The sequence below is a fragment of the Streptomyces sp. NPDC036815 genome (assembly GCF_055609205.1).
This window is the reverse complement of sequence record NZ_JBVJPW010000026.1, coordinates 1-19,562: the sequence shown is the minus strand read 5'-3', so window position 1 is coordinate 19,562 and position 19,562 is coordinate 1. Positions and strand designations below refer to the sequence as shown.

General features: G+C 70.1%; 15 protein-coding genes. 12 read left to right on the top strand and 3 right to left on the bottom strand.

The window, feature by feature from the left end; all coding sequences use genetic code 11:
* Positions 1–192 precede the first annotated feature (192 nt).
* Positions 193–2,733, top strand: coding sequence for a RelA/SpoT family protein (locus ACZ69I_RS34405; protein ID WP_470836469.1), 2,541 nt, complete (start codon positions 193–195; stop codon positions 2,731–2,733).
* A gap of 73 nt (positions 2,734–2,806) precedes the next feature.
* On the opposite strand, the gene ACZ69I_RS34400 is transcribed toward ACZ69I_RS34405, so the two are convergent.
* Together ACZ69I_RS34400 and ACZ69I_RS34395 are read right to left on the bottom strand one after the other, a co-directional pair.
* The gene (locus tag ACZ69I_RS34400) at positions 2,807–4,039 is read right to left on the bottom strand and encodes a DUF349 domain-containing protein (RefSeq protein WP_467679381.1); all 1,233 of its coding nucleotides are present in this window, start codon (positions 4,037–4,039) and stop codon (positions 2,807–2,809) included.
* A 134-nt stretch (positions 4,040–4,173) separates the two neighbouring features.
* Positions 4,174–4,998 (bottom strand): peptidylprolyl isomerase, encoded by an 825-nt coding sequence (locus ACZ69I_RS34395; protein ID WP_467679383.1) that lies wholly within the window; start codon positions 4,996–4,998, stop codon positions 4,174–4,176.
* A 165-nt stretch (positions 4,999–5,163) separates the two neighbouring features.
* Here ACZ69I_RS34395 and ACZ69I_RS34390 point away from each other — a divergent pair, with 165 nt between their 5' ends.
* From ACZ69I_RS34390 to rpsD, 5 genes are all read left to right on the top strand, one after another.
* Entirely contained in the window at positions 5,164–5,877 is a 714-nt protein-coding gene (locus ACZ69I_RS34390) for an MBL fold metallo-hydrolase (protein WP_470836468.1), read from the top strand.
* Between the two features lie 13 nt (positions 5,878–5,890).
* Positions 5,891–7,156: a histidine--tRNA ligase gene (gene hisS, locus ACZ69I_RS34385; protein WP_467679387.1), complete on the top strand. Its 1,266-nt coding sequence runs from the start codon at positions 5,891–5,893 to the stop codon at positions 7,154–7,156.
* Positions 7,157–7,341: 185 nt separating this feature from the next.
* Positions 7,342–7,983 (top strand): vitamin K epoxide reductase family protein, encoded by a 642-nt coding sequence (locus tag ACZ69I_RS34380; protein WP_470836467.1) that lies wholly within the window; start codon positions 7,342–7,344, stop codon positions 7,981–7,983.
* 46 nt (positions 7,984–8,029) lie between these two features.
* Positions 8,030–9,391 carry a replication-associated recombination protein A gene (locus ACZ69I_RS34375; RefSeq protein WP_470836466.1) on the top strand — a complete coding sequence of 454 codons (1,362 nt, stop codon included), beginning with the start codon at positions 8,030–8,032 and terminating at the stop codon, positions 9,389–9,391.
* A 379-nt stretch (positions 9,392–9,770) separates the two neighbouring features.
* Positions 9,771–10,385, top strand: coding sequence for a 30S ribosomal protein S4 (rpsD, locus tag ACZ69I_RS34370; protein ID WP_055563995.1), 615 nt, complete (start codon positions 9,771–9,773; stop codon positions 10,383–10,385).
* On the opposite strand, the gene ACZ69I_RS34365 is transcribed toward rpsD, so the two are convergent.
* Positions 10,373–12,505: an ATP-binding protein gene (locus ACZ69I_RS34365; RefSeq protein WP_470836465.1), complete on the bottom strand. Its 2,133-nt coding sequence runs from the start codon at positions 12,503–12,505 to the stop codon at positions 10,373–10,375. The genes rpsD and ACZ69I_RS34365 overlap by 13 nt on opposite strands.
* Before the next feature lie 174 nt (positions 12,506–12,679).
* Here ACZ69I_RS34365 and ACZ69I_RS34360 point away from each other — a divergent pair, with 174 nt between their 5' ends.
* The 6 genes from ACZ69I_RS34360 (at position 12,680) to ACZ69I_RS34335 (ending at position 19,299) form a co-directional block, all read left to right on the top strand.
* Positions 12,680–13,138 (top strand): DUF948 domain-containing protein, encoded by a 459-nt coding sequence (locus ACZ69I_RS34360; RefSeq protein ID WP_467679395.1) that lies wholly within the window; start codon positions 12,680–12,682, stop codon positions 13,136–13,138.
* A 7-nt stretch (positions 13,139–13,145) separates the two neighbouring features.
* Positions 13,146–13,478: a DUF6167 family protein gene (locus ACZ69I_RS34355; protein ID WP_467679397.1), complete on the top strand. Its 333-nt coding sequence runs from the start codon at positions 13,146–13,148 to the stop codon at positions 13,476–13,478.
* The gene (gene alaS, locus ACZ69I_RS34350; RefSeq protein ID WP_470836463.1) at positions 13,478–16,147 is read left to right on the top strand and encodes an alanine--tRNA ligase; all 2,670 of its coding nucleotides are present in this window, start codon (positions 13,478–13,480) and stop codon (positions 16,145–16,147) included. Before ACZ69I_RS34355 ends, alaS begins: the two co-directional genes overlap by 1 nt.
* Positions 16,147–16,632, top strand: a complete 486-nt coding sequence (ruvX, locus tag ACZ69I_RS34345) for a Holliday junction resolvase RuvX (protein ID WP_467679401.1) — start codon at positions 16,147–16,149, stop codon at positions 16,630–16,632. The genes alaS and ruvX overlap by 1 nt, the downstream gene beginning before the upstream one ends.
* Before the next feature lie 124 nt (positions 16,633–16,756).
* Positions 16,757–18,472 (top strand): endolytic transglycosylase MltG, encoded by a 1,716-nt coding sequence (gene mltG, locus ACZ69I_RS34340; protein ID WP_470836461.1) that lies wholly within the window; start codon positions 16,757–16,759, stop codon positions 18,470–18,472.
* Positions 18,469–19,299, top strand: a complete 831-nt coding sequence (locus ACZ69I_RS34335) for a shikimate dehydrogenase (protein WP_470836459.1) — start codon at positions 18,469–18,471, stop codon at positions 19,297–19,299. Before mltG ends, ACZ69I_RS34335 begins: the two co-directional genes overlap by 4 nt.
* The last annotated feature ends 263 nt before the right edge of the window (positions 19,300–19,562 follow it).

Sequence of the window (19,562 nt, the reverse complement as noted above, 5' to 3'; positions counted from 1 at the left end):
GGCGCCGCGGGCGCCGGGAGGGCGCCGCCGGGGGACCGGAGCGGCGGTCCTCGTGGAATCCACGGACCGCCCCTTGCGTTTCTCCAGTACAGAGGCGTCTCATCGGCCGAAGGGGAACCGACGGCCCAGGATCGATACCATGGGTTCTTCGGGGCCTGACCGGGGGACCCCGATCGCGCACAGGGAGCGCTCTTGCCAGACGAGTCCCAGCCACTCACCGCCGCCAAGGCCGCCCAGAGGGCCAAGCAGGCCTCGGCGGGCTCCGCCGCGCCCGCGCAGAAGGCAGAAGGCGCGCAGGGCGGCACGTCCGCGCAGCGCGCCCAGGGAGAGGTCTCTCGGGGCGACAAACCGGCCGAGCAGCCCCGCCCGAAGCCGGCCGCGGACCACCATCCGACGGCCCCCGCGATCCGGCCCGCCACGGGGCAGCCGGGCCGTTCCGGCTCCTCCAACCGGGTACGGGCCCGCCTCGCCCGGCTCGGCGTGCAGCGCTCCAACCCGTACAACCCGGTCCTCGAGCCGTTGCTGCGCATAGTGCGCAGCAACGACCCCAAGATCGAGACGGCCACGCTGCGCCAGATCGAGCGCGCCTATCAGGTCGCCGAGCGCTGGCACCGCGGCCAGAAGCGCAAGAGCGGCGACCCGTACATCACGCACCCGCTCGCCGTGACGACGATCCTCGCCGAACTGGGCATGGACCCGGCCACCCTGATGGCCGGGCTCCTGCACGACACCGTCGAGGACACCGAGTACGGCCTGGACACCCTCAAGCGCGACTTCGGCGACCAGGTCGCCCTGCTCGTCGACGGCGTCACCAAGCTGGACAAGGTCAAGTTCGGCGAGGCCGCGCAGGCCGAGACCGTGCGCAAGATGGTCGTCGCCATGGCCAAGGACCCCCGCGTCCTGGTCATCAAGCTCGCCGACCGCCTGCACAACATGCGCACGATGCGCTACCTCAAGCGCGAGAAGCAGGAGAAGAAAGCCCGCGAGACCCTGGAGATCTACGCTCCGCTGGCGCACCGCCTGGGCATGAACACCATCAAGTGGGAGCTGGAGGACCTCGCCTTCGCGATCCTCTACCCCAAGATGTACGACGAGATCGTCCGGCTCGTGGCCGAGCGGGCGCCCAAGCGCGACGAGTACCTGGCCATAGTGACCGACGAGGTCCAGGCCGACCTGCGCGCCGCCCGCATCAAGGCCACCGTCACCGGACGCCCGAAGCACTACTACAGCGTCTACCAGAAGATGATCGTGCGAGGCCGCGACTTCGCCGAGATCTACGACCTGGTGGGCATTCGGGTCCTCGTCGACACCGTGCGCGACTGCTACGCCGCGCTCGGCACCGTCCACGCGCGATGGAACCCGGTCCCCGGCCGGTTCAAGGACTACATCGCGATGCCGAAGTTCAACATGTACCAGTCGCTGCACACGACGGTCATCGGCCCCAACGGCAAGCCCGTCGAGCTGCAGATTCGTACCTTCGACATGCACCGCCGCGCCGAGTACGGCATCGCGGCGCACTGGAAGTACAAGCAGGAGGCCGTCGCCGGTGCCTCCAAGGTGCGCACCGACGTACCGCGCAAGGCCGGTGGCAAGGACGACCACCTCAACGACATGGCGTGGCTGCGCCAGTTGCTCGACTGGCAGAAGGAGACCGAGGACCCCAGCGAGTTCCTGGAGTCGCTGCGCTTCGACCTCTCGCGCAACGAGGTCTTCGTGTTCACGCCGAAGGGCGACGTCATAGCGCTCCCGGCGGGCGCGACCCCGGTCGACTTCTCGTACGCGGTGCACACCGAGGTCGGCCACCGCACCATAGGGGCGAGGGTCAACGGCCGTCTCGTACCGCTCGAATCGACCCTGGACAACGGCGACTTGGTGGAGGTCTTCACCTCCAAGGCCGCGGGCGCGGGCCCGTCCCGCGACTGGCTCGGCTTCGTCAAGTCGCCGCGGGCGCGCAACAAGATCCGCGCGTGGTTCTCCAAGGAGCGCCGCGACGAGGCGATCGAGCAGGGCAAGGACGCCATCGCGCGCGCCATGCGCAAGCAGAACCTGCCGATCCAGCGCATCCTCACCGGCGACTCCCTGGTCACCCTCGCGCACGAGATGCGCTACCCCGACATCTCGTCGCTGTACGCGGCGATCGGCGAGGGCCACGTCACCGCGCAGTCCGTCGTGCAGAAGCTCGTCCAGGCCCTCGGCGGCGAGGAGGCGGCCAACGAGGACATCGCCGAGAGCGCGCCGCCCTCGCGCGGGCGCAGCAAGCGGCGCTCCAACGCCGACCCGGGCGTCGTGGTCAAGGGCGTCGAGGACGTGTGGGTCAAGCTGGCCCGCTGCTGCACGCCCGTCCCGGGCGACCCCATCATCGGCTTCGTCACCCGCGGCAGCGGCGTATCGGTCCACCGCAGCGATTGCGTCAACGTGGACTCGCTCTCGCGCGAACCCGAGCGCATCCTCGAGGTCGAGTGGGCGCCCACCCAGTCCTCGGTCTTCCTGGTCGCCATCCAGGTCGAGGCCCTGGACCGCTCGCGGCTGCTCTCCGACGTCACGCGCATCCTCTCGGACCAGCACGTGAACATCCTGTCGGCGGCCGTGCAGACCTCCCGCGACCGCGTCGCCACCTCCCGCTTCACCTTCGAGATGGGCGACCCCAAGCACCTGGGACACGTCCTCAAGGCGGTCAGGGGAGTGGAGGGCGTCTACGACGTCTACAGGGTCACCTCGACGCGCAGACCCTGACTCCTGTCACAACATGGGTCCGCCCCCGGCGCGCAGAGCGCCGGGGGCGGACCCATGAGTCGTGAAGGCCGTGTCAGCCGCCGAACTCGTGCAGACCCTTGACGGCCTGGTCGAGCAGCGCCTGACGGCCGTCGAGCTCCTTCTGGAGCTTGTCGGCCTTGGCGTTGTTGCCCGCGGTGCGCGCCTTCTCGATCTGCTCCGTCAGCTTGTCCACCGCCGCCTGCAGCTGCCCCGTCAGGCCTTCGGCCCGAGCCCGTGCCTCCGGGTTCGTCCGGCGCCACTCGGCCTCCTCGGACTCCTGGAGCGCCCGCTCCACGGCGTGCATCCGGCCCTCGACCTTCGGGCGGGCGTCACGCGGGACGTGGCCGATGGCCTCCCAGCGCTCGTTGATGGAGCGGAACGCGGCACGGGCCGCCTTCAGATCCGTCACCGGGACGAGCTTCTCGGCCTCGTCGGCCAGCTCCTCCTTGAGCTTGAGGTTCTCGCCCTGCTCCGCGTCGCGCTCCGCGAAGACCGCGCTGCGCGCCGCGAAGAAGACGTCCTGGGCGCCGCGGAAGCGGTTCCACAGGTCGTCCTCGTGCTCGCGCTGGGCGCGGCCCGCGGCCTTCCAGTCGGCCATCAGGTCGCGGTAACGCGCGGCCGTCGGGCCCCAGTCCGTCGAGCTCGACAGCGCCTCGGCCTCGCCGACCAGCTTCTCCTTGGTCTTGCGGGCCTCCTCGCGCTGGGCGTCGAGGGACGCGAAGTGCGCCTTGCGCCGCTTGGAGAACGCCGAGCGGGCGTGCGAGAAGCGGTGCCACAGCTCGTCATCCGACTTGCGGTCCAGGCGCGGCAGGCCCTTCCAGGTGTCGACCAGGGCCCGCAGCCGCTCACCCGCCGCCCGCCACTGCTCGCTCTGGGCCAGCTCCTCGGCCTCGGTGACCAGGGCCTCCTTGGCGTGCCGCGCCTCGTCGGACTGCTTGGCCTTCTGGACCTTGCGCTCCTCGCGGCGCGACTCGACGCTCTCCACGAGCTTGTCGAGCCGCTTGCTCAGGGCGTCGAGATCGCCGACGGCATGCGCCTCGTCCACCTGCTGGCGCAGGTGGTCCACGGCGGTCATGGCGTCCTTGGCCGACAGGTCGGTGGTCTTCACCCGGCGCTCGAGAAGTCCGATCTCGACGACCAGACCGTCGTACTTGCGCTCGAAGTAGGCGAGGGCCTCGTCCGGAGATCCTGCCTGCCACGAACCGACCACTCGCTCGCCGCCGTCGGCCGTACGCACGTACACGGTCCCCGTCTCGTCGACGCGGCCCCACGGGTCGCTGCTCACAGCGCCTCCTCCACATGATGCCTGCGCAGGGCCTTCGGGCCCCCGGCATCGTCCACAGTTTCGTCACCGCCAACATAGGCGACTTGCGGGGCGGCTGTCCGCATCCAGCGCGAGCGAAGTTTGCCCACCGGCGGTCAGGATTTCGTGACGGTGGCCTTGTCGATGACGACCGTCGCGTTCGGTGCGCCGTCGCCCTGCCCGCTGCTCTCCCCGGCGGCCGCGATCTTCTTGAGAACCTTCATCCCGGAATCGGAAATGGTCCCGAACGGTGTGTAGTCGGGCGGCAGCTGACTGTCCTGGTAGACGAGGAAGAACTGGCTGCCGCCGGAGTTCCTCCCCTTCTTCTTCGACGCGTTGTACTGGTTCGCCATGGCGACCGTGCCCGCCGGATACACGTTCCCCTTCAGGCGCTTGTCCTTGAGGTTCTCGTCCGGGATCGAATAGCCCGGGCCGCCCTGCCCGTTGCCCTGGGGGTCGCCGCACTGCAGGACGTAGATGCCGCCGGTGGTCAGGCGGTGGCACTTGGTGTGGTCGAGATAGCCCTTGTTCACCAGGAAGTCGAACGAGTTGACGGTGTGCGGGGCCTTCGCCGCGTCCAGGTCGAGACCGATGTCGCCGCACGTCGTCTTCAGGTTCATCGTGTAGTCGGCGGACCTGTCGAGGTCGAGCGCCGGCTCCTTCTTGAAGCTCAAGGGCTTCACCTTGCCGGGCGCCGCCTTCTCGCATGGGTCCTTCGGTGTGCTGGTGGGCCGCGCGGCCGCGTCGTCCTTCGAGGACCCGTCGCCGTCGAAGGCGCCCGCCGCGTACGACACCGCACCGCCCGCTACCACCACCGCGAGCGCCCCAGCGATCACCGCGTTGCGCATCCGGGCCTTGCGCCGCGCGGCCTCCCGCCGCTCCTGCTGGCGCGCGAACTTCTCCCGGGCGAGCTGCCGCCGCCGCTGCTCGTTGCTGACCACCGGGTCTCTCCCCTTGTCCTGGGACCCATTCCGGGACCATCTGAATGTGCCCCGTACCGTATATGGGTTACCTGTGGAATCGGCAGCGCCGGTAGGCTCTGATCTGCCGCGTTCTCCGCCGGGGAGCGCGGTCACCTCCCGCCGGACGACGAACGAAGGACGATCGTGCTCATTGCCGGGTTCCCCGCCGGGGCCTGGGGCACCAACTGCTATCTGGTCGCCCCCGCCGCAGGCGAGGAGTGCGTGATCATCGACCCGGGCCACCAGGCCGCCCAGGGAGTCGAGGACGCACTCGAGAAGCATCGGCTCAAGCCCGTCGCGGTCATCCTCACCCACGGCCACATCGACCATGTCGCCTCGGTCGTCCCGGTGTGCGGAGCGCACGACGTGCCCGCGTGGATCCACCCCTCCGACCGGTACATGATGAGCGACCCCGAGAAGGCCCTCGGCCGCTCCATCGGGATGCCGCTGATGGGCGAGCTGACGGTGGGGGAGCCCGACGACCTGCGGGAGCTGACCGACGGCGCCGATCTGAGGCTGGCGGGCCTCGACTTCTCCGTCGCGCACGCACCGGGCCATACGAAGGGGTCGGTGACCTTCCAGATGCCCGAGACATCCGAGATCCCCTCGGTCTTCTTCTCGGGCGATCTGCTCTTCGCCGGCTCCATCGGACGCACCGACCTGCCCGGCGGCAGCCACACCGAGATCCTCGAGTCGCTGGGCCGCGTGTGCCTGCCGCTCGACGACTCGACCGTGGTGCTGTCCGGCCACGGCCCCCAGACATCCATCGGCCAGGAGCGCGCCACCAACCCGTATCTGCGGCAGGTGGCCGCCGGCCTGGGCGCGGACGAGACGTCCGCCCCGCGACGAGGAATGTGACGAGAGAAATTCCGTGAGCACCTTCAAGGCCCCCAAGGGCACGTACGACCTGCTTCCGCCGGACTCCGCGAAGTTCCTCGCGGTGCGCGAGGCGATCGCCGCGCCGCTGCGCAACTCCGGATACGGCTACATCGAGACGCCCGGTTTCGAGAACGTCGAGCTCTTCGCACGCGGTGTCGGTGAGTCCACCGACATCGTCACCAAGGAGATGTACGCCTTCACCACCAAGGGCGGCGACGAACTCGCGCTGCGCCCCGAAGGCACCGCCTCCGTGCTGCGCGCCGCGCTCGAGGGCAATCTCCACAAGGCCGGCAACCTCCCGGTCAAGCTCTGGTACTCGGGCTCGTACTACCGCTACGAGCGCCCTCAGAAGGGCCGCTACAGGCACTTCTCCCAGGTCGGTGCCGAGGCGATCGGAGCCGAGGACCCGGCGCTCGACGCCGAGCTGATCATCCTGGCCGACCAGGCGTACCGCGCCCTGGGCCTGCGGAACTTCCGTATCCTGCTCAACTCGCTGGGCGACAAGGAGTGCCGTCCCGTCTACCGGGCCGCGCTGCAGGACTTCCTGCGCGGGCTCGACCTGGACGAGGAGACACGTCGACGTATCGACATCAACCCACTCCGCGTCCTCGACGACAAGCGTTCCGACGTCCAGAAGCAGCTGGTGGGCGCGCCCTCGCTGCGCGACTACCTCTGCGACGCCTGCAAGGCGTACCACGAGCAGGTCCGCGAGCTGATCACCGCGGCGGGCGTCGCCTTCGAGGACGACGAGAAGCTGGTCCGCGGCCTGGACTACTACACCCGCACGACCTTCGAGTTCGTCCACGACGGCCTCGGCTCGCAGTCCGCGGTGGGCGGCGGCGGCCGCTACGACGGCCTGTCCGAGATGATCGGCGGCCCCTCGCTGCCCTCCGTCGGCTGGGCGCTCGGCGTGGACCGTACGGTGCTTGCCCTGGAGGCGGAGGGCGTCGAGCTCGAACTGCCCTCGGCCACCAGCGTGTTCGCGGTACCGCTGGGCGACGAGGCGCGCCGGGTCCTCTTCGCCAAGGTGACGGAGCTGCGCAAGGCCGGGGTCGCGGCGGACTTCTCGTTCGGCGGGAAGGGCCTCAAGGGCGCGATGAAGAACGCCAACCGCAGCGGCGCGCGCTTCACCGTCGTCGCCGGTGAGCGTGACCTCGCCGAGGGCGTCGTCCAGCTCAAGGACATGGAGTCCGGCGAGCAGGAGGCAGTCGCGGTGGATGAGATCGTGCCGACGCTGACGGCCAAGCTGGGCAAGTAGAAGAGCCCCTCCGGCGCTTGAGGAGCGGGGAGCGGGGTCCGGGGCAGAGCCCTGCGACCTCGCTCCGGGGGAGGCAGTGCCGGAACCCCCGTACGTGCCTCCTTATGTCCATCGAACGGTGGACACCCGCATGGGTGCGGCACAATGTGCGTGCCCGCGGCCCCACTAAGCGATGGAACGGCGTGATGAGCAAAACGATGTCAGCGAAGGACGACGCCCTGGACGACCGGGACCGCGCGGACGCTCCCCGCGCCGTCGGCGGCAGCCGTGCGCTCGCTCTGCTTCTGGTGATCGCGGGCGCGGCCGGTCTGCTCGCCTCCTGGGTCATCACGCTCGACAAGTTCGAGCTCCTGAAGGACCCGAACTTCCAGCCCGGCTGCAGCATCAACCCCGTCGTCGCCTGCGGCAGCATCATGAAGAGCGAGCAGGCGGAGGCGTTCGGCTTCCCGAACCCGATGCTGGGCCTGGTCGCCTACGGCATCGTGATCTGCGTCGGCATGAGCCTGCTCGGACGGGCCCGCTTCCCGCGCTGGTACTGGCTGACGTTCAACGCGGGCGCGCTCTTCGGGGTCGGATTCTGCACCTGGCTGATGATCCAGTCGCTCTACCACATCAACGCGCTCTGCCTCTGGTGCTGCCTGGCCTGGGTCGCCACGCTCCTGATCTTCTGGTACGTCACGTCCCTCAACATCCGGGCCGGTTTCCTGCCCGCGCCGGGCTGGGCCAAGAGCTTCCTGGCCGACTTCACCTGGGCCCTGCCCGTGATGCACACCGGCGTCATCGCGATGCTGATCCTCACGCGCTGGGGCGCCGACCTCTGGGCCTGACCGGGCACCGGAGGGATTGTCAGTGGGGTGACATAGGGTTCTTGACGTGGAGCCCGACCTGTTCACCGCCGCAGCCGAAGACCGCCAGGAGAAGGACCCGTCCAGTAGTCCCCTGGCCGTCCGGATGCGCCCGCGCACCCTCGACGAAGTCGTCGGCCAGCAGCATCTGCTGAAGCCGGGCTCACCCCTGCGCCGCCTGGTGGGCGAGGGCGGGGGAGGACCCGCCGGCCCCTCCTCGGTGTTCCTGTGGGGCCCGCCCGGCATCGGCAAGACCACCCTCGCGTACGTCGTGTCCAAGGCCACGAACAAGCGCTTCGTCGAGCTCTCCGCGATCACCGCGGGCGTGAAGGAAGTGCGCGCCGTCATCGACGGGGCCCGCAGGGCGATGGGCGGCCACGGCAAGGAGACCGTCCTCTTCCTCGACGAGATCCACCGTTTCAGCAAGGCCCAGCAGGACTCCCTGCTGCCCGCCGTGGAGAACCGCTGGGTCACGCTGATCGCGGCGACCACCGAGAACCCGTACTTCTCGATCATCTCCCCGCTGCTCTCGCGCTCCCTGCTGCTCACTCTCGAACCACTCACCGACGACGACCTGCGCGGCCTGCTGCGCCGCGCGCTCACCGACGAGCGGGGCCTGGGCGGCGCGGTCGAGCTGCCCGAAGAGGCCGAGGAGCATCTGCTGCGCATCGCGGGCGGCGACGCCCGGCGCGCGCTCACCGCCCTGGAGGCGGGCGCCGGCTCGGCCCTGGCCCAGGGCGAGCAGGAGATCACCCTCCGGACCCTGGAGGAGTCGGTCGACCGGGCCGCCGTGAAGTACGACCGGGACGGCGACCAGCACTACGACGTGGCGAGTGCCCTCATCAAGTCCATCCGCGGCTCGGACGTGGACGCCGCCCTGCACTATCTGGCCCGCATGATCGAGGCGGGCGAGGACCCCCGCTTCATCGCCCGGCGCCTGATGATCTCCGCCAGCGAGGACATCGGCCTCGCCGACCCCACGGCCCTGCCCACCGCGGTCGCCGCCGCCCAGGCCGTCGCCATGATCGGCTTCCCGGAGGCCGCGCTCACCCTCAGCCACGCCACGATCGCCCTCGCCCTGGCCCCGAAGTCGAACGCCGCGACGATCGCCATCCAGCAAGCCCAGGCCGACGTCCGCGGCGGCCTCGCCGGACCCGTCCCGCCCCACCTGCGCGACGGTCACTACAAGGGCGCGGCCAAGCTCGGCCACGCCCAGGGGTACGTGTATCCGCACGACGTCCCGGGCGGTATCGCCGCCCAGCAGTACGCCCCGGACACCATCGAGGGCAAGCGCTACTACCAGCCCACGAGATACGGCGCCGAGGCGCGGTACGCCGACGTGGTCGACCGCGTCCGCGCCCGCCTCAAGGGCGAGCAGCCCGAGAACTAGGAGCTGCACGGCCCGGGCTCGGGCCCGTCCGCCCCGGGCTGAAGCACCCCGCCGCACCCGGTACACTTGCCCGGAGTGCTGCGTCCCGTGACCGGTCTCGTACCGGCACCACCAGAACGGGACATCCAGCCGGAACCCCACCGCCGCGAGGCACCGGGGATCCAGGAGCGTCGCGCACCGTCGAAGGTGTCGCGGGCAGCCCACCACCATCTCGTACTCCGGGAATCGGTCGGTGGGCCACTCGCGTGCTGCACATAGTGCCCAGACCAGGGAGCGGCTGCCTCGTGAGCCCATGGCTCGTGAGGTTTCCCAGGCTGCGGATGCGACCTCCCCTAACCACTGGTGAAGCCGATTTCACAATGAACAGAGAGGTTGGTTCATGCCGAACCAGTCCCGCCCCAAGGTCAAGAAGTCGCGTGCCCTCGGCATCGCGCTGACCCCGAAGGCCGTCAAGTACTTCGAGGCCCGCCCCTACCCGCCGGGCGAGCACGGCCGTGGGCGCAAGCAGAACTCGGACTACAAGGTCCGTCTGCTCGAGAAGCAGCGTCTGCGCGCGCAGTACGACCTCTCCGAGCGCCAGCTCGTCCGTGCCTACGAGCGTGCGTCCAAGACGCAGCTCAAGACCGGTGAGGCCCTGGTCATCGAGCTGGAGCGTCGTCTCGACGCCCTGGTTCTGCGTTCGGGCATCGCCCGCACCATCTACCAGGCCCGCCAGATGGTCGTGCACGGCCACATCGAGGTCAACGGCGGCAAGGTCGACAAGCCGTCGTACCGCGTCCGTCCCGACGACGTCGTGATGGTCCGCGAGCGCAGCCGCGAGAAGCCGCTGTTCCAGGTCGCGCGTGAGGGTGGCTTCGCCCCCGACGGCGAGACCCCGCGCTACCTCCAGGTGAACCTGAAGGCCCTGGCCTTCCGCCTGGACCGCGACCCGAACCGCAAGGAGATCCCCGTGATCTGCGACGAGCAGCTCGTCGTCGAGTACTACGCCCGCTGACCCGGACGTAGCTCACCCTGCTTCAGCCCGTCGCCTCCCCGCCCTTCCCGGCGGGGCAGGCGGCGGGTTCGGTCGTTTCCTGGGCCCGTGCGCAGCGCTCTGGCCACCGCCGCGTCCAGGTCGAGCCCCGCGCCGACCCGCACGTGCTCCTCGTACCGCTCGTCGCCGAGCGCCTCGCGGGCCCGCTCCTCGCACAGCACCCGCGGCCCGCCGAAGTGCGCCGAACCGAACAGCGGCAGTCCCACCGAGGGCCAGATGCCGTCCGCGGCGCCCTGCAGCACCGCCGCCTCCGCGGGATCGCCCTCCGTCACCGTGAACAGCGCCAGCAGCTCGATGGAGAGCACCGTGCCGAGCAGATCGTGGAAGCGGTGGTCGATGTCCAGCGACTCGGCGAGCAGCTCCCGCGCCGTCTCCGCCTCACCGCGGGTCCACGCCGCGTAGCCGAGGACGTAAAGAGCGTACGCGAGGGCCCAGCGCTCACCGTGGTCCTCGCAGACCAGGCGCACGTGCTCGCAGAGCTCCACCGCGGCGGCGAGCTCGCCGCGGAAGGCCAGCGCCATGGCGAGCTCGGTCTGCCCCATCAGGACGTTGCTGTTCAGCTCGCCGATCGCCCGGTACTGATCGAGGGCGGAGCGCAGCAGCGTCTCCGCGCGCGGCAGGTCGTCCGTGACCAGGGCCAGACAGCCGATGCGGTGCTCCGCGTACGCCGCCGCGACGGCGCTGCCCGAGCGCTCCGCCCCCTCGCGGCACTCGTGCAGCGCGGCGAGCGCGGCGACCGTGTCGCCCTGCAGCACGGCCACGTAGCCGAGCACCCACAGCGCCTTGAGCCGGGAGTCGTCGTGGCCGCCGTCGAGCTCCAGAGCGCGGTCCAGCCAGTGCCTGCCCTCCGCGAGCCGCCCGCACCCGACCCAGGAGAACCAGAGCGTGCCGGCGAGGTACTGCCCCAGATGGGCCTCGTCCGGCTCGGTCAGGCAGAACTCCAACGCCGCCCGCAGGTTGGGGAGTTCGACGTCGACGAGGGCGGCGACCTGCTCCTGGCGCGGCGAGAACCAGTCCAGCTCGCACCAGGTGGCGAGCCCCATGTACCAGTCGCGGTGCCTGCGCCGCAGCCGCGCGCCCTCGCCCGCCGCCTCCAGCCAGTCGCCGCCGTAGGCCCTGACGGTGTCGAGCATGCGGTAGCGCACGCCCGCGGGCCACTCCTCACGGGTCACGACGGACTGCGCGAGAAGCTCTTCGAGGACGTCCAGGACGTCCTCGGCGTGCAGTCCGTCCCCGGCGCAGATGTACTCGACGGCCTCGAGGTCGAACTGCCCGGCGAACACCGAGAGGCGCGCCCACAGCAGCCGCTCCCGCGGCGCGCACAGCTCGTGGCTCCAGCCGATGGCCGTCCGCAGCGTCTGGTGGCGCGGCAGCACGTCGCGCCGGGAACCGGTCAGCAGCCGGAACCGGTCGTCGAGCCGGGTGAGCAGCTGCGCGGGGGAGAGGGCCCGCAGCCGGCCCGCGGCCAGCTCCACGGCGAGCGGAATCCCCTCCAGGCGACGGCACAACTCCATGACGTCCGCGCGGTTGCCGTCGTCGACGGTGAACCCGGGCAGTCCGGCCGTGGCCCGGTCGGTGAAGAGCGCCGCCGCGTCCGGCTCCGGCATCGGCGCGAGCGGGAAGAGCCGCTCGCCCTCGGTCTCCAGGGGCCTGCGCCCCACCGCGAGCACCCGCAGGCCGGGGGAGTGCGTGAGGAGGTCACGGACCAGCGACGCGCAGGCGTCGACCAAGTGCTCGAAGCCGTCGACGACCAGGAGCAGTTCCCGCTCGGCGAGGTGCCCGAGCAGGACCTGGCGGGGCGGCCGCTTCGTGTGGTCGGTCAGCCCCAGGGCCTCGACGACCGCGTGTTCCAGGAGGTCCGGGTCGCGCAGCGCCGAGAGGTCCACCAGCCAGGCGCCGTCGGGCAGTCCGCACCGGGCGGCGGCCCGCACGGCCAGGCGCGACTTCCCGACCCCGCCGACCCCGGTCACGGTGACGAGCCGACCGGACTCCAACGCCGTGGCCAGCTCGGCGAGTTCGGTGCCGCGCCCGACGAAGGCGGTCAGCTCCAGAGGGAGATTGCCGGACGGAATGGGTCGCATGGGGTACGGAGCGTACTCATTCGTATGCGGTCCGTACAATCACTTCGAACAACTCCTGCGGCGGCCAAGGGGAATGCGGTACGGAGCGACGCCCCCGGCGCGATAGGGTCGGAGAACGACTTTTTCGATGTTCGGGTACGAAGTTCAGGGACGAGATTCAGGGAGCGGTGCCAAGTGTCGGGTGGAGAGGTTGCCGGGGTCCTGGTGGCCGTCTTCTGGGCGATCCTGGTCTCCTTCCTCGCGGTGGCACTGGCGAGGCTGGCCCAGACGCTCAGGGCGACCACCAAACTCGTCGCGGACGTGACCGAGCAGGCGGTGCCCCTCCTGGCGGACGCCTCCACCGCGGTGCGCTCCGCGCAGACCCAGATCGACCGGGTCGACGCCATCGCCTCCGACGTCCAGGAAGTCACGTCGAACGCGTCGGCGCTGTCCACGACGGTCGCCTCGACCTTCGGCGGCCCCCTCGTGAAGGTGGCCGCGTTCGGCTACGGCGTGCGCCGGGCGATCAGCCGCAAGCCCGGCCCCGAAGCAAACGACATGCCCGCCAAGCCGTCCCGTCGTACGGTGATCGTGGGTCGCACCGTCCCGTCCGCGCGGCGGGCCAAGCGGGCCGACCGGAGTAAGAGGGACTGACGCAGCGATGTTCCGCCGTACTTTCTGGTTCACCGCGGGCGCAGCCGCCGGCGTATGGGCCACCACCAAGGTCAACCGCAAGCTCAAGCAGCTGACCCCCGAGAGCCTCGCCGCGCAGGCCGCGAACAAGGCGATCGAGACGGGTCACCGCCTGAAGGACTTCGCGCTCGACATCCGCGACGGCATGGCCGAGCGCGAAGCCGAACTGGGCGAGGCGCTGGGCCTGCGGAACGATCCCGACGCCGAACTGGCCCCGCCGCGCCGCTTCGCGGTCATCGAGGGCCACAGCAGCTACAAGAACGACATGAAGACGCAGTACAACCGGAATGAGGACCACTGATGGAGTCGGCTGAAATCCGCCGCCGCTGGCTGAGCTTCTTCGAGGAGCGCGGGCACACCGTCGTCCCTTCGGCGTCGCTCATCGCGGACGACCCGACTCTGCTGCTCGTCCCCGCAGGCATGGTCCCCTTCAAGCCCTACTTCCTGGGTGAGGTCAAGCCGCCCGCACCGCGCGTCACCAGCGTGCAGAAGTGCGTGCGCACGCCCGACATCGAAGAGGTCGGCAAGACCACCCGGCACGGCACGTTCTTCCAGATGTGCGGCAACTTCTCCTTCGGTGACTACTTCAAGGAGGGCGCCATCACGCTCTCCTGGGAGCTGCTCACCAGCCCGGTCGACAAGGGCGGCTTCGGTCTGGACCCCGAGCGTCTGTGGATCACCGTCTACCTCGACGACGACGAGGCCGAGCAGATCTGGCGCGAGAAGGTCGGCGTGCCGGCCGAGCGCATCCAGCGCCTGGGCAAGAAGGACAACTTCTGGTCCATGGGCGTGCCCGGACCCTGCGGCCCGTGCTCCGAGATCAACTACGACCGCGGCCCGGAGTTCGGCGAGGAGGGCGGCCCCGCCGTCAACGACGAGCGTTACGTGGAGATCTGGAACCTGGTCTTCATGCAGTACGAGCGCGGTGCGGGTGACGGCAAGGAGGACTTCCCGATCCTCGGTGAGCTCCCGTCGAAGAACATCGACACGGGCCTCGGCCTCGAGCGTCTCGCGATGATCCTGCAGGGCGTGCAGAACATGTACGAGACGGACACCCTGCGCGTCGTCATGGACAAGGCCACCGAGCTCACCGGCGTGCGCTACGGCGCCGAGCACGGCTCGGACGTCTCCCTGCGCGTGGTCGCCGACCACATCCGTACGTCGACCATGCTCATCGGCGACGGCGTCTCGCCCGGCAACGAGGGCCGCGGGTACGTCCTGCGCCGCATCATGCGCCGCGCCATCCGCAACATGCGCCTGATGGGCGCCACCGGACCGGTCGTCAAGGACCTCGTCGACGTCGTGATCGACACGATGGGCCTGCAGTACCCGGAGCTCGTCACCGACCGCAAGCGCATCGAGACCGTCGCCCTCGCCGAAGAGGCCGCTTTCCTCAAGGCACTCAAGGGCGGCACGAACATCCTCGACACCGCCGTCACCGAGACCAAGGCCGCGGGCGGCACGGTCCTCTCCGGCGACAAGGCGTTCCTGCTGCACGACACGTGGGGCTTCCCCATCGACCTCACCCTGGAGATGGCCGCCGAGCAGGGCCTCTCCGTGGACGAGAACGGCTTCCGCCGCCTGATGAAGGAGCAGCGGGACCGCGCCAAGGCCGACGCCAAGGCCAAGAAGACCGGCCACGCCGACCTGCACGCCTACCGCGAGATCGCCGACGCCTCCGGCGCCACCGACTTCACCGGCTACTCCCTCACGGAGAACGAGGCCCAGATCGTCGGCCTCCTGGTCAACGGCGTCTCCTCGCCCGCGGCCACCGAGGGCGACGAGGTCGAGATCGTCCTCGACCGCACCCCCTTCTACGCGGAGGGCGGCGGCCAGATCGGTGACACCGGCCGCATCCGCCTGGACAGCGGCGCGGTCGTCGAGATCCGTGACGTGCAGAAGCCGGTGCCCGGCGTGCACGTCCACAAGGGCGTCGTGCAGGTCGGCGAGATCACCGTCGGCGCCCCGGTGTGGGCGTCGATCGACGCCCACCGCCGCCGCGCCATCGCCCGTGCCCACTCCGCCACGCACCTCACGCACCAGGCGCTGCGCGACGCGCTCGGCCCGACGGCCGCCCAGGCCGGTTCCGAGAACCAGCCCGGCCGCTTCCGCTTCGACTTCGGTTCGCCGTCCGCCGTGCCCACGGCCGTGATGACGGACGTCGAGCAGAAGATCAACGAGGTCCTCGCCCACGAGCTGGACGTCCAGGCCGAGGTCATGTCGATCGACGAGGCGAAGAAGCAGGGCGCCATCGCCGAGTTCGGCGAGAAGTACGGCGAGCGCGTCCGCGTCGTCACCATCGGCGACTTCTCCAAGGAGCTGTGCGGCGGCACGCACGTCCACAACACCGCCCAGCTGGGTCTGGTGAAGCTGCTCGGCGAGTCTTCCATCGGCTCCGGCGTGCGCCGCATCGAGGCGCTGGTCGGCGTCGACGCGTACAACTACCTGGCCAAGGAGCACACGGTCGTCGCCCAGCTCCAGGAGCTGGTCAAGGGCCGCTCGGAGGAGCTTCCGGAGAAGATCTCCGGCATGCTCGCCAAGCTGAAGGACGCCGAGAAGGAGATCGAGAAGTTCCGCGCGGAGAAGGTCCTCCAGGCCGCCGCCGGTCTCGTCGAGTCCGCCAGGGACGTCCGCGGTGTCGCCCTCGTCACCGGTCAGGTGCCGGACGGCACGGGCGCCGACGACCTGCGCAAGCTGGTCCTCGACGTGCGCGGCCGCATCCAGGGCGACCGCCCGGCCGTGGTCGCCCTGTTCACCACGGCCAACGGCCGTCCGCTGACGGTCATCGCCACCAACGAAGCCGCGCGCGAGCGCGGGCTCAAGGCCGGTGACCTGGTCCGCACCGCCGCCAAGACGCTCGGCGGCGGTGGCGGCGGCAAGCCGGACGTCGCCCAGGGCGGCGGCCAGAACGCTGCCGCCGTGCCCGACGCGATCGCCGCCGTCGAGCGCCTCGTCACCGAGACGGCCTGATGACCGAGCCTGCCCAGGGCATGCGCCGGGGCCGACGCCTCGCGATCGACGTCGGTGACGCCCGGATCGGGGTCGCCTCGTGCGACCCCGACGGGATCCTCGCCACGCCGGTCGAGACGGTCCCGGGGCGCGACGTCCCGGCGGCGCAGCGCCGCCTGAAACAGCTCGCCGACGAGTACGAGCCGATCGAGATCGTCGTCGGCCTCCCTCGCTCCCTCAACGGGGGCGAGGGCCCGGCGGCCGCCAAGATCCGCGTGTTCACCCAGGACCTCGCCCGCATGGTCGCCCCCATTTCGGTGAGGCTGGTGGACGAGAGGATGACCACAGTGACGGCCAGTCAGGGCCTGCGCGCCTCCGGCGTGAAGTCCAAAAAGGGCAGGTCTGTTATCGACCAGGCGGCCGCGGTCATCATTCTCCAACAGGCTCTGGAGTCCGAACGGGCGTCAGGCAAAGCTCCCGGCGAGGGCGTCGAAGTGGTCATCTGATCGCGATACGGTAACGTTCCGCGCGATGCGGCGGTGTTCGAACAGCTGCCGCACAGCATCAAGAGGCGGAACGGTTGCCCGGCCATCCCGACGGCGGCCCCGCCTCGCGGCATGTAGGGGATCGATGACTGAGTATGGCCGGGGCCCAGGCTCCGAACCGTGGCATCCGGAGGACCCGTTGTACGGGGACAGCGGATGGGGAGGACAGGTGCCCGCGAGCGGCACGTCCACCTACGGCGGCCAGGGGCAGTACCACCCGCAGCAGCCGCACCAGCATCAGCAGCCGCACCCGTCGCCGTACGGCGGCGACTGGAGCACCGGTCAGCAGCAGTCCTACGACCAGCAGTCCTACGGCGGTCAGCAGCAGTACCACGGCGATCCCGGTCAGGAATACGGCTCGGGCCCCGGGCAGGGGTACGGCGGCGGTTCCGACCACGGCTACGACGGCGGCTGGGACACCGGCGGGCAGGGCCAGGTCCCGTACGGCGGCGATCCGATGGACCCCTACGGCGGCCAGCAGGGCGGCTACGGCGCGGAGAGCCACGACTACTACTCCACCCCCGACGCCTACGCACCGCCGGAGCCGCCGGGCCGTCGCTCCCCGACGCCCGAGCCCGGCTCCGAGAAGACGGACTGGGATCCGGGCCCCGACCAGGGCGAACACGCGTTCTTCGCGGGTGGCGACGACGAGTACGACGATGACGACGAGCCCGGTCGCCGGGGCGGCCGAGGTGACCGGCGCGGCGGGCGTGGCGGCAAGAAGGGCAAGAAGCGCCGCAGCGGCTGCGCCTGTCTGGTCGTCACCGTCGTCTTCGCGGGCGGCCTCGGCGGGGTCGGCTACTTCGGCTACCAGTTCTATCAGGATCGTTTCGGCACGGCGCCGGACTACGCGGGCGACGGCTCGGGGCGGATCACCGTCGACATCCCCAAGGACGCCGGCGGCTACGTGATCGGGCAGAAGCTCAAGGCCGCCGACGTCGTCAAGAGCGTCGACGCGTTCGTCTCCGCCCAGGGCAAGCACCCGAAGGGCCAGTCCATTCAGCCGGGTGTCTACACCCTCAAGAAGCACATGTCCGCGGCGAGCGCCGTCGATTTGATGCTCAGTCCCAAGAGCCGTAACAACCTCATCATTCCCGAGGGCCGGCGGAACGCGTGGGTCTACGCCGAGATCGACAAACGTCTGAAGGTCGCCAAGGGCACCACCGAAAACGTCGCCAAGAAGGAATGGAAGAGCCTCGGACTTCCTTCCTGGGCGAATAGCAACAAGGACATCAAGGACCCCCTGGAAGGATTCCTCTATCCCTCCAGCTATCCGGTCGCGAAGGGCCAGAAGCCCGCGGACGTCCTCAAGAAGATGGTCGCCGAGGCCAGCGAGAAATACGACGAGCTCGGCCTCCAGTCGAAGGCCAAGGAACTCCACCTCAAGGACCCGCTGCAGGTTCTCACCGTGGCGAGCCTCGTGCAGGCCGAGGGCAAGTTCAAGCACGACTTCGAGAAGGTCGCGACGGTCGTCTACAACCGTCTGAAGCCCAACAACACCGAGACGTACGGCCTGTTGGACTTCGACTCGACGGTGAACTACCTGCGTGGCGAGTCCAAGCTCGGCACCGGCACGGTCGACGCGCTCCGCAAGCTCGACGACCCGTACAACACGTACAAGATCAAGGGCCTGCCGCCCGGGCCGATCAGTAACCCGGGTGAGGTCGCGCTGAACGCGGCCCTGCAACCCGCCAAGGGCAACTGGTACTACTTCGTCTCCGTCAGCGAGGACAAGACGCTCTTCGCGGAGACCAACGAAGAGCAGAACCGGAACCGCGAGAAATACCTGAAGGGGCAATGAGCGCGCAGCAGCGACGAGCCGCAGTCCTTGGCTCCCCGATCGCCCATTCCCTCTCCCCGGTGCTGCATCGTGCGGCATACGAGGAGCTGGGTCTGAGCGACTGGTCCTACGACCGTTTCGAGATCGATGAGGCGGCCCTGCCCGGGTTCATCGGGGAGCTCGGTCCCGAATGGGCGGGGCTTTCCCTGACGATGCCGCTGAAGCGGGCGATCATTCCGCTGCTCGACGAGATCAGCGGGACCGCCGCGTCCGTCGAGGCCGTGAACACGGTGGTGTTCACGGAGGACGGCCGGAAGCTCGGCGACAACACCGACGTGCCCGGCATGGTCGCCGCGCTCCGCGAACGCGGCATCGAACAGGTCGACTCCGCCGCGATCCTGGGCGCCGGCGCCACCGCGTCGTCGGCGCTCGCCGCCCTGGCGCGGATCTGCACGGGCGAGGTCACCGCGTACGTGCGCAGCGACGCCCGCGCCGCCGAGATGCGGCAGTGGGGCGAGCGGCTCGACGTGGAGGTCAGGACCGAGGCGTGGGAGGACGCGCGGGAGGCGCTCAGCGCCCCCCTGGTGATCGCCACGACCCCGGCGGGCACGACGGACACGCTGTCAGCTCTCGTGCCCGAGCGGCCGGCCACCCTCTTCGACGTGCTGTACGACCCGTGGCCCACCGCTCTCGCGGCCCGCTGGTCGGCGTACGGCGGAGCGGTCGTCAGCGGACTCGACCTGCTCGTGCACCAGGCGGTGCTGCAGGTCGAGCAGATGACGGGACGCGCGCCGGCGCCGCTGGACGCCATGCGCAAGGCCGGGGAGCACGCCCTCGCCGCACGGTAGGCCCCGGGTCGCGCCCGGCCCGTGCCCTGGTCGCGCCGTGGTCGAGGCCCGTCCGCCAGGTGGACCGGGCGCCGGTTCCCGACTCAGGTCGTGGGAGGATCAGGGGTGGCGGGCCAGGGCCGCGCACCCGGCCGCGCCGACGAAGACCGCAGTTCGAGGCGCGAGCATGAGGAGCATCCGTTGAGCAGGTTGCGTTGGCTGACCGCGGGGGAGTCGCACGGACCCGCGCTTGTCGCGACGTTGGAGGGGCTTCCCGCCGGCGT

Bases quoted from the DNA above. Each gene is read 5' to 3' on its own strand.
- ACZ69I_RS34380 (WP_470836467.1), top strand. From the start codon at position 7,342: ATGAGCAAAACGATGTCAGCGAAGGACGACGCCCTGGACGACCGGGAC.
- rpsD (WP_055563995.1), top strand. From the start codon at position 9,771: ATGCCGAACCAGTCCCGCCCCAAGGTCAAGAAGTCGCGTGCCCTCGGC.
- ACZ69I_RS34365 (WP_470836465.1), bottom strand. From the start codon at position 12,505: ATGCGACCCATTCCGTCCGGCAATCTCCCTCTGGAGCTGACCGCCTTC.
- ACZ69I_RS34355 (WP_467679397.1), top strand. From the start codon at position 13,146: ATGTTCCGCCGTACTTTCTGGTTCACCGCGGGCGCAGCCGCCGGCGTA.
- alaS (WP_470836463.1), top strand. From the start codon at position 13,478: ATGGAGTCGGCTGAAATCCGCCGCCGCTGGCTGAGCTTCTTCGAGGAG.
- ruvX (WP_467679401.1), top strand. From the start codon at position 16,147: ATGACCGAGCCTGCCCAGGGCATGCGCCGGGGCCGACGCCTCGCGATC.
- mltG (WP_470836461.1), top strand. From the start codon at position 16,757: ATGACTGAGTATGGCCGGGGCCCAGGCTCCGAACCGTGGCATCCGGAG.
- ACZ69I_RS34335 (WP_470836459.1), top strand. From the start codon at position 18,469: ATGAGCGCGCAGCAGCGACGAGCCGCAGTCCTTGGCTCCCCGATCGCC.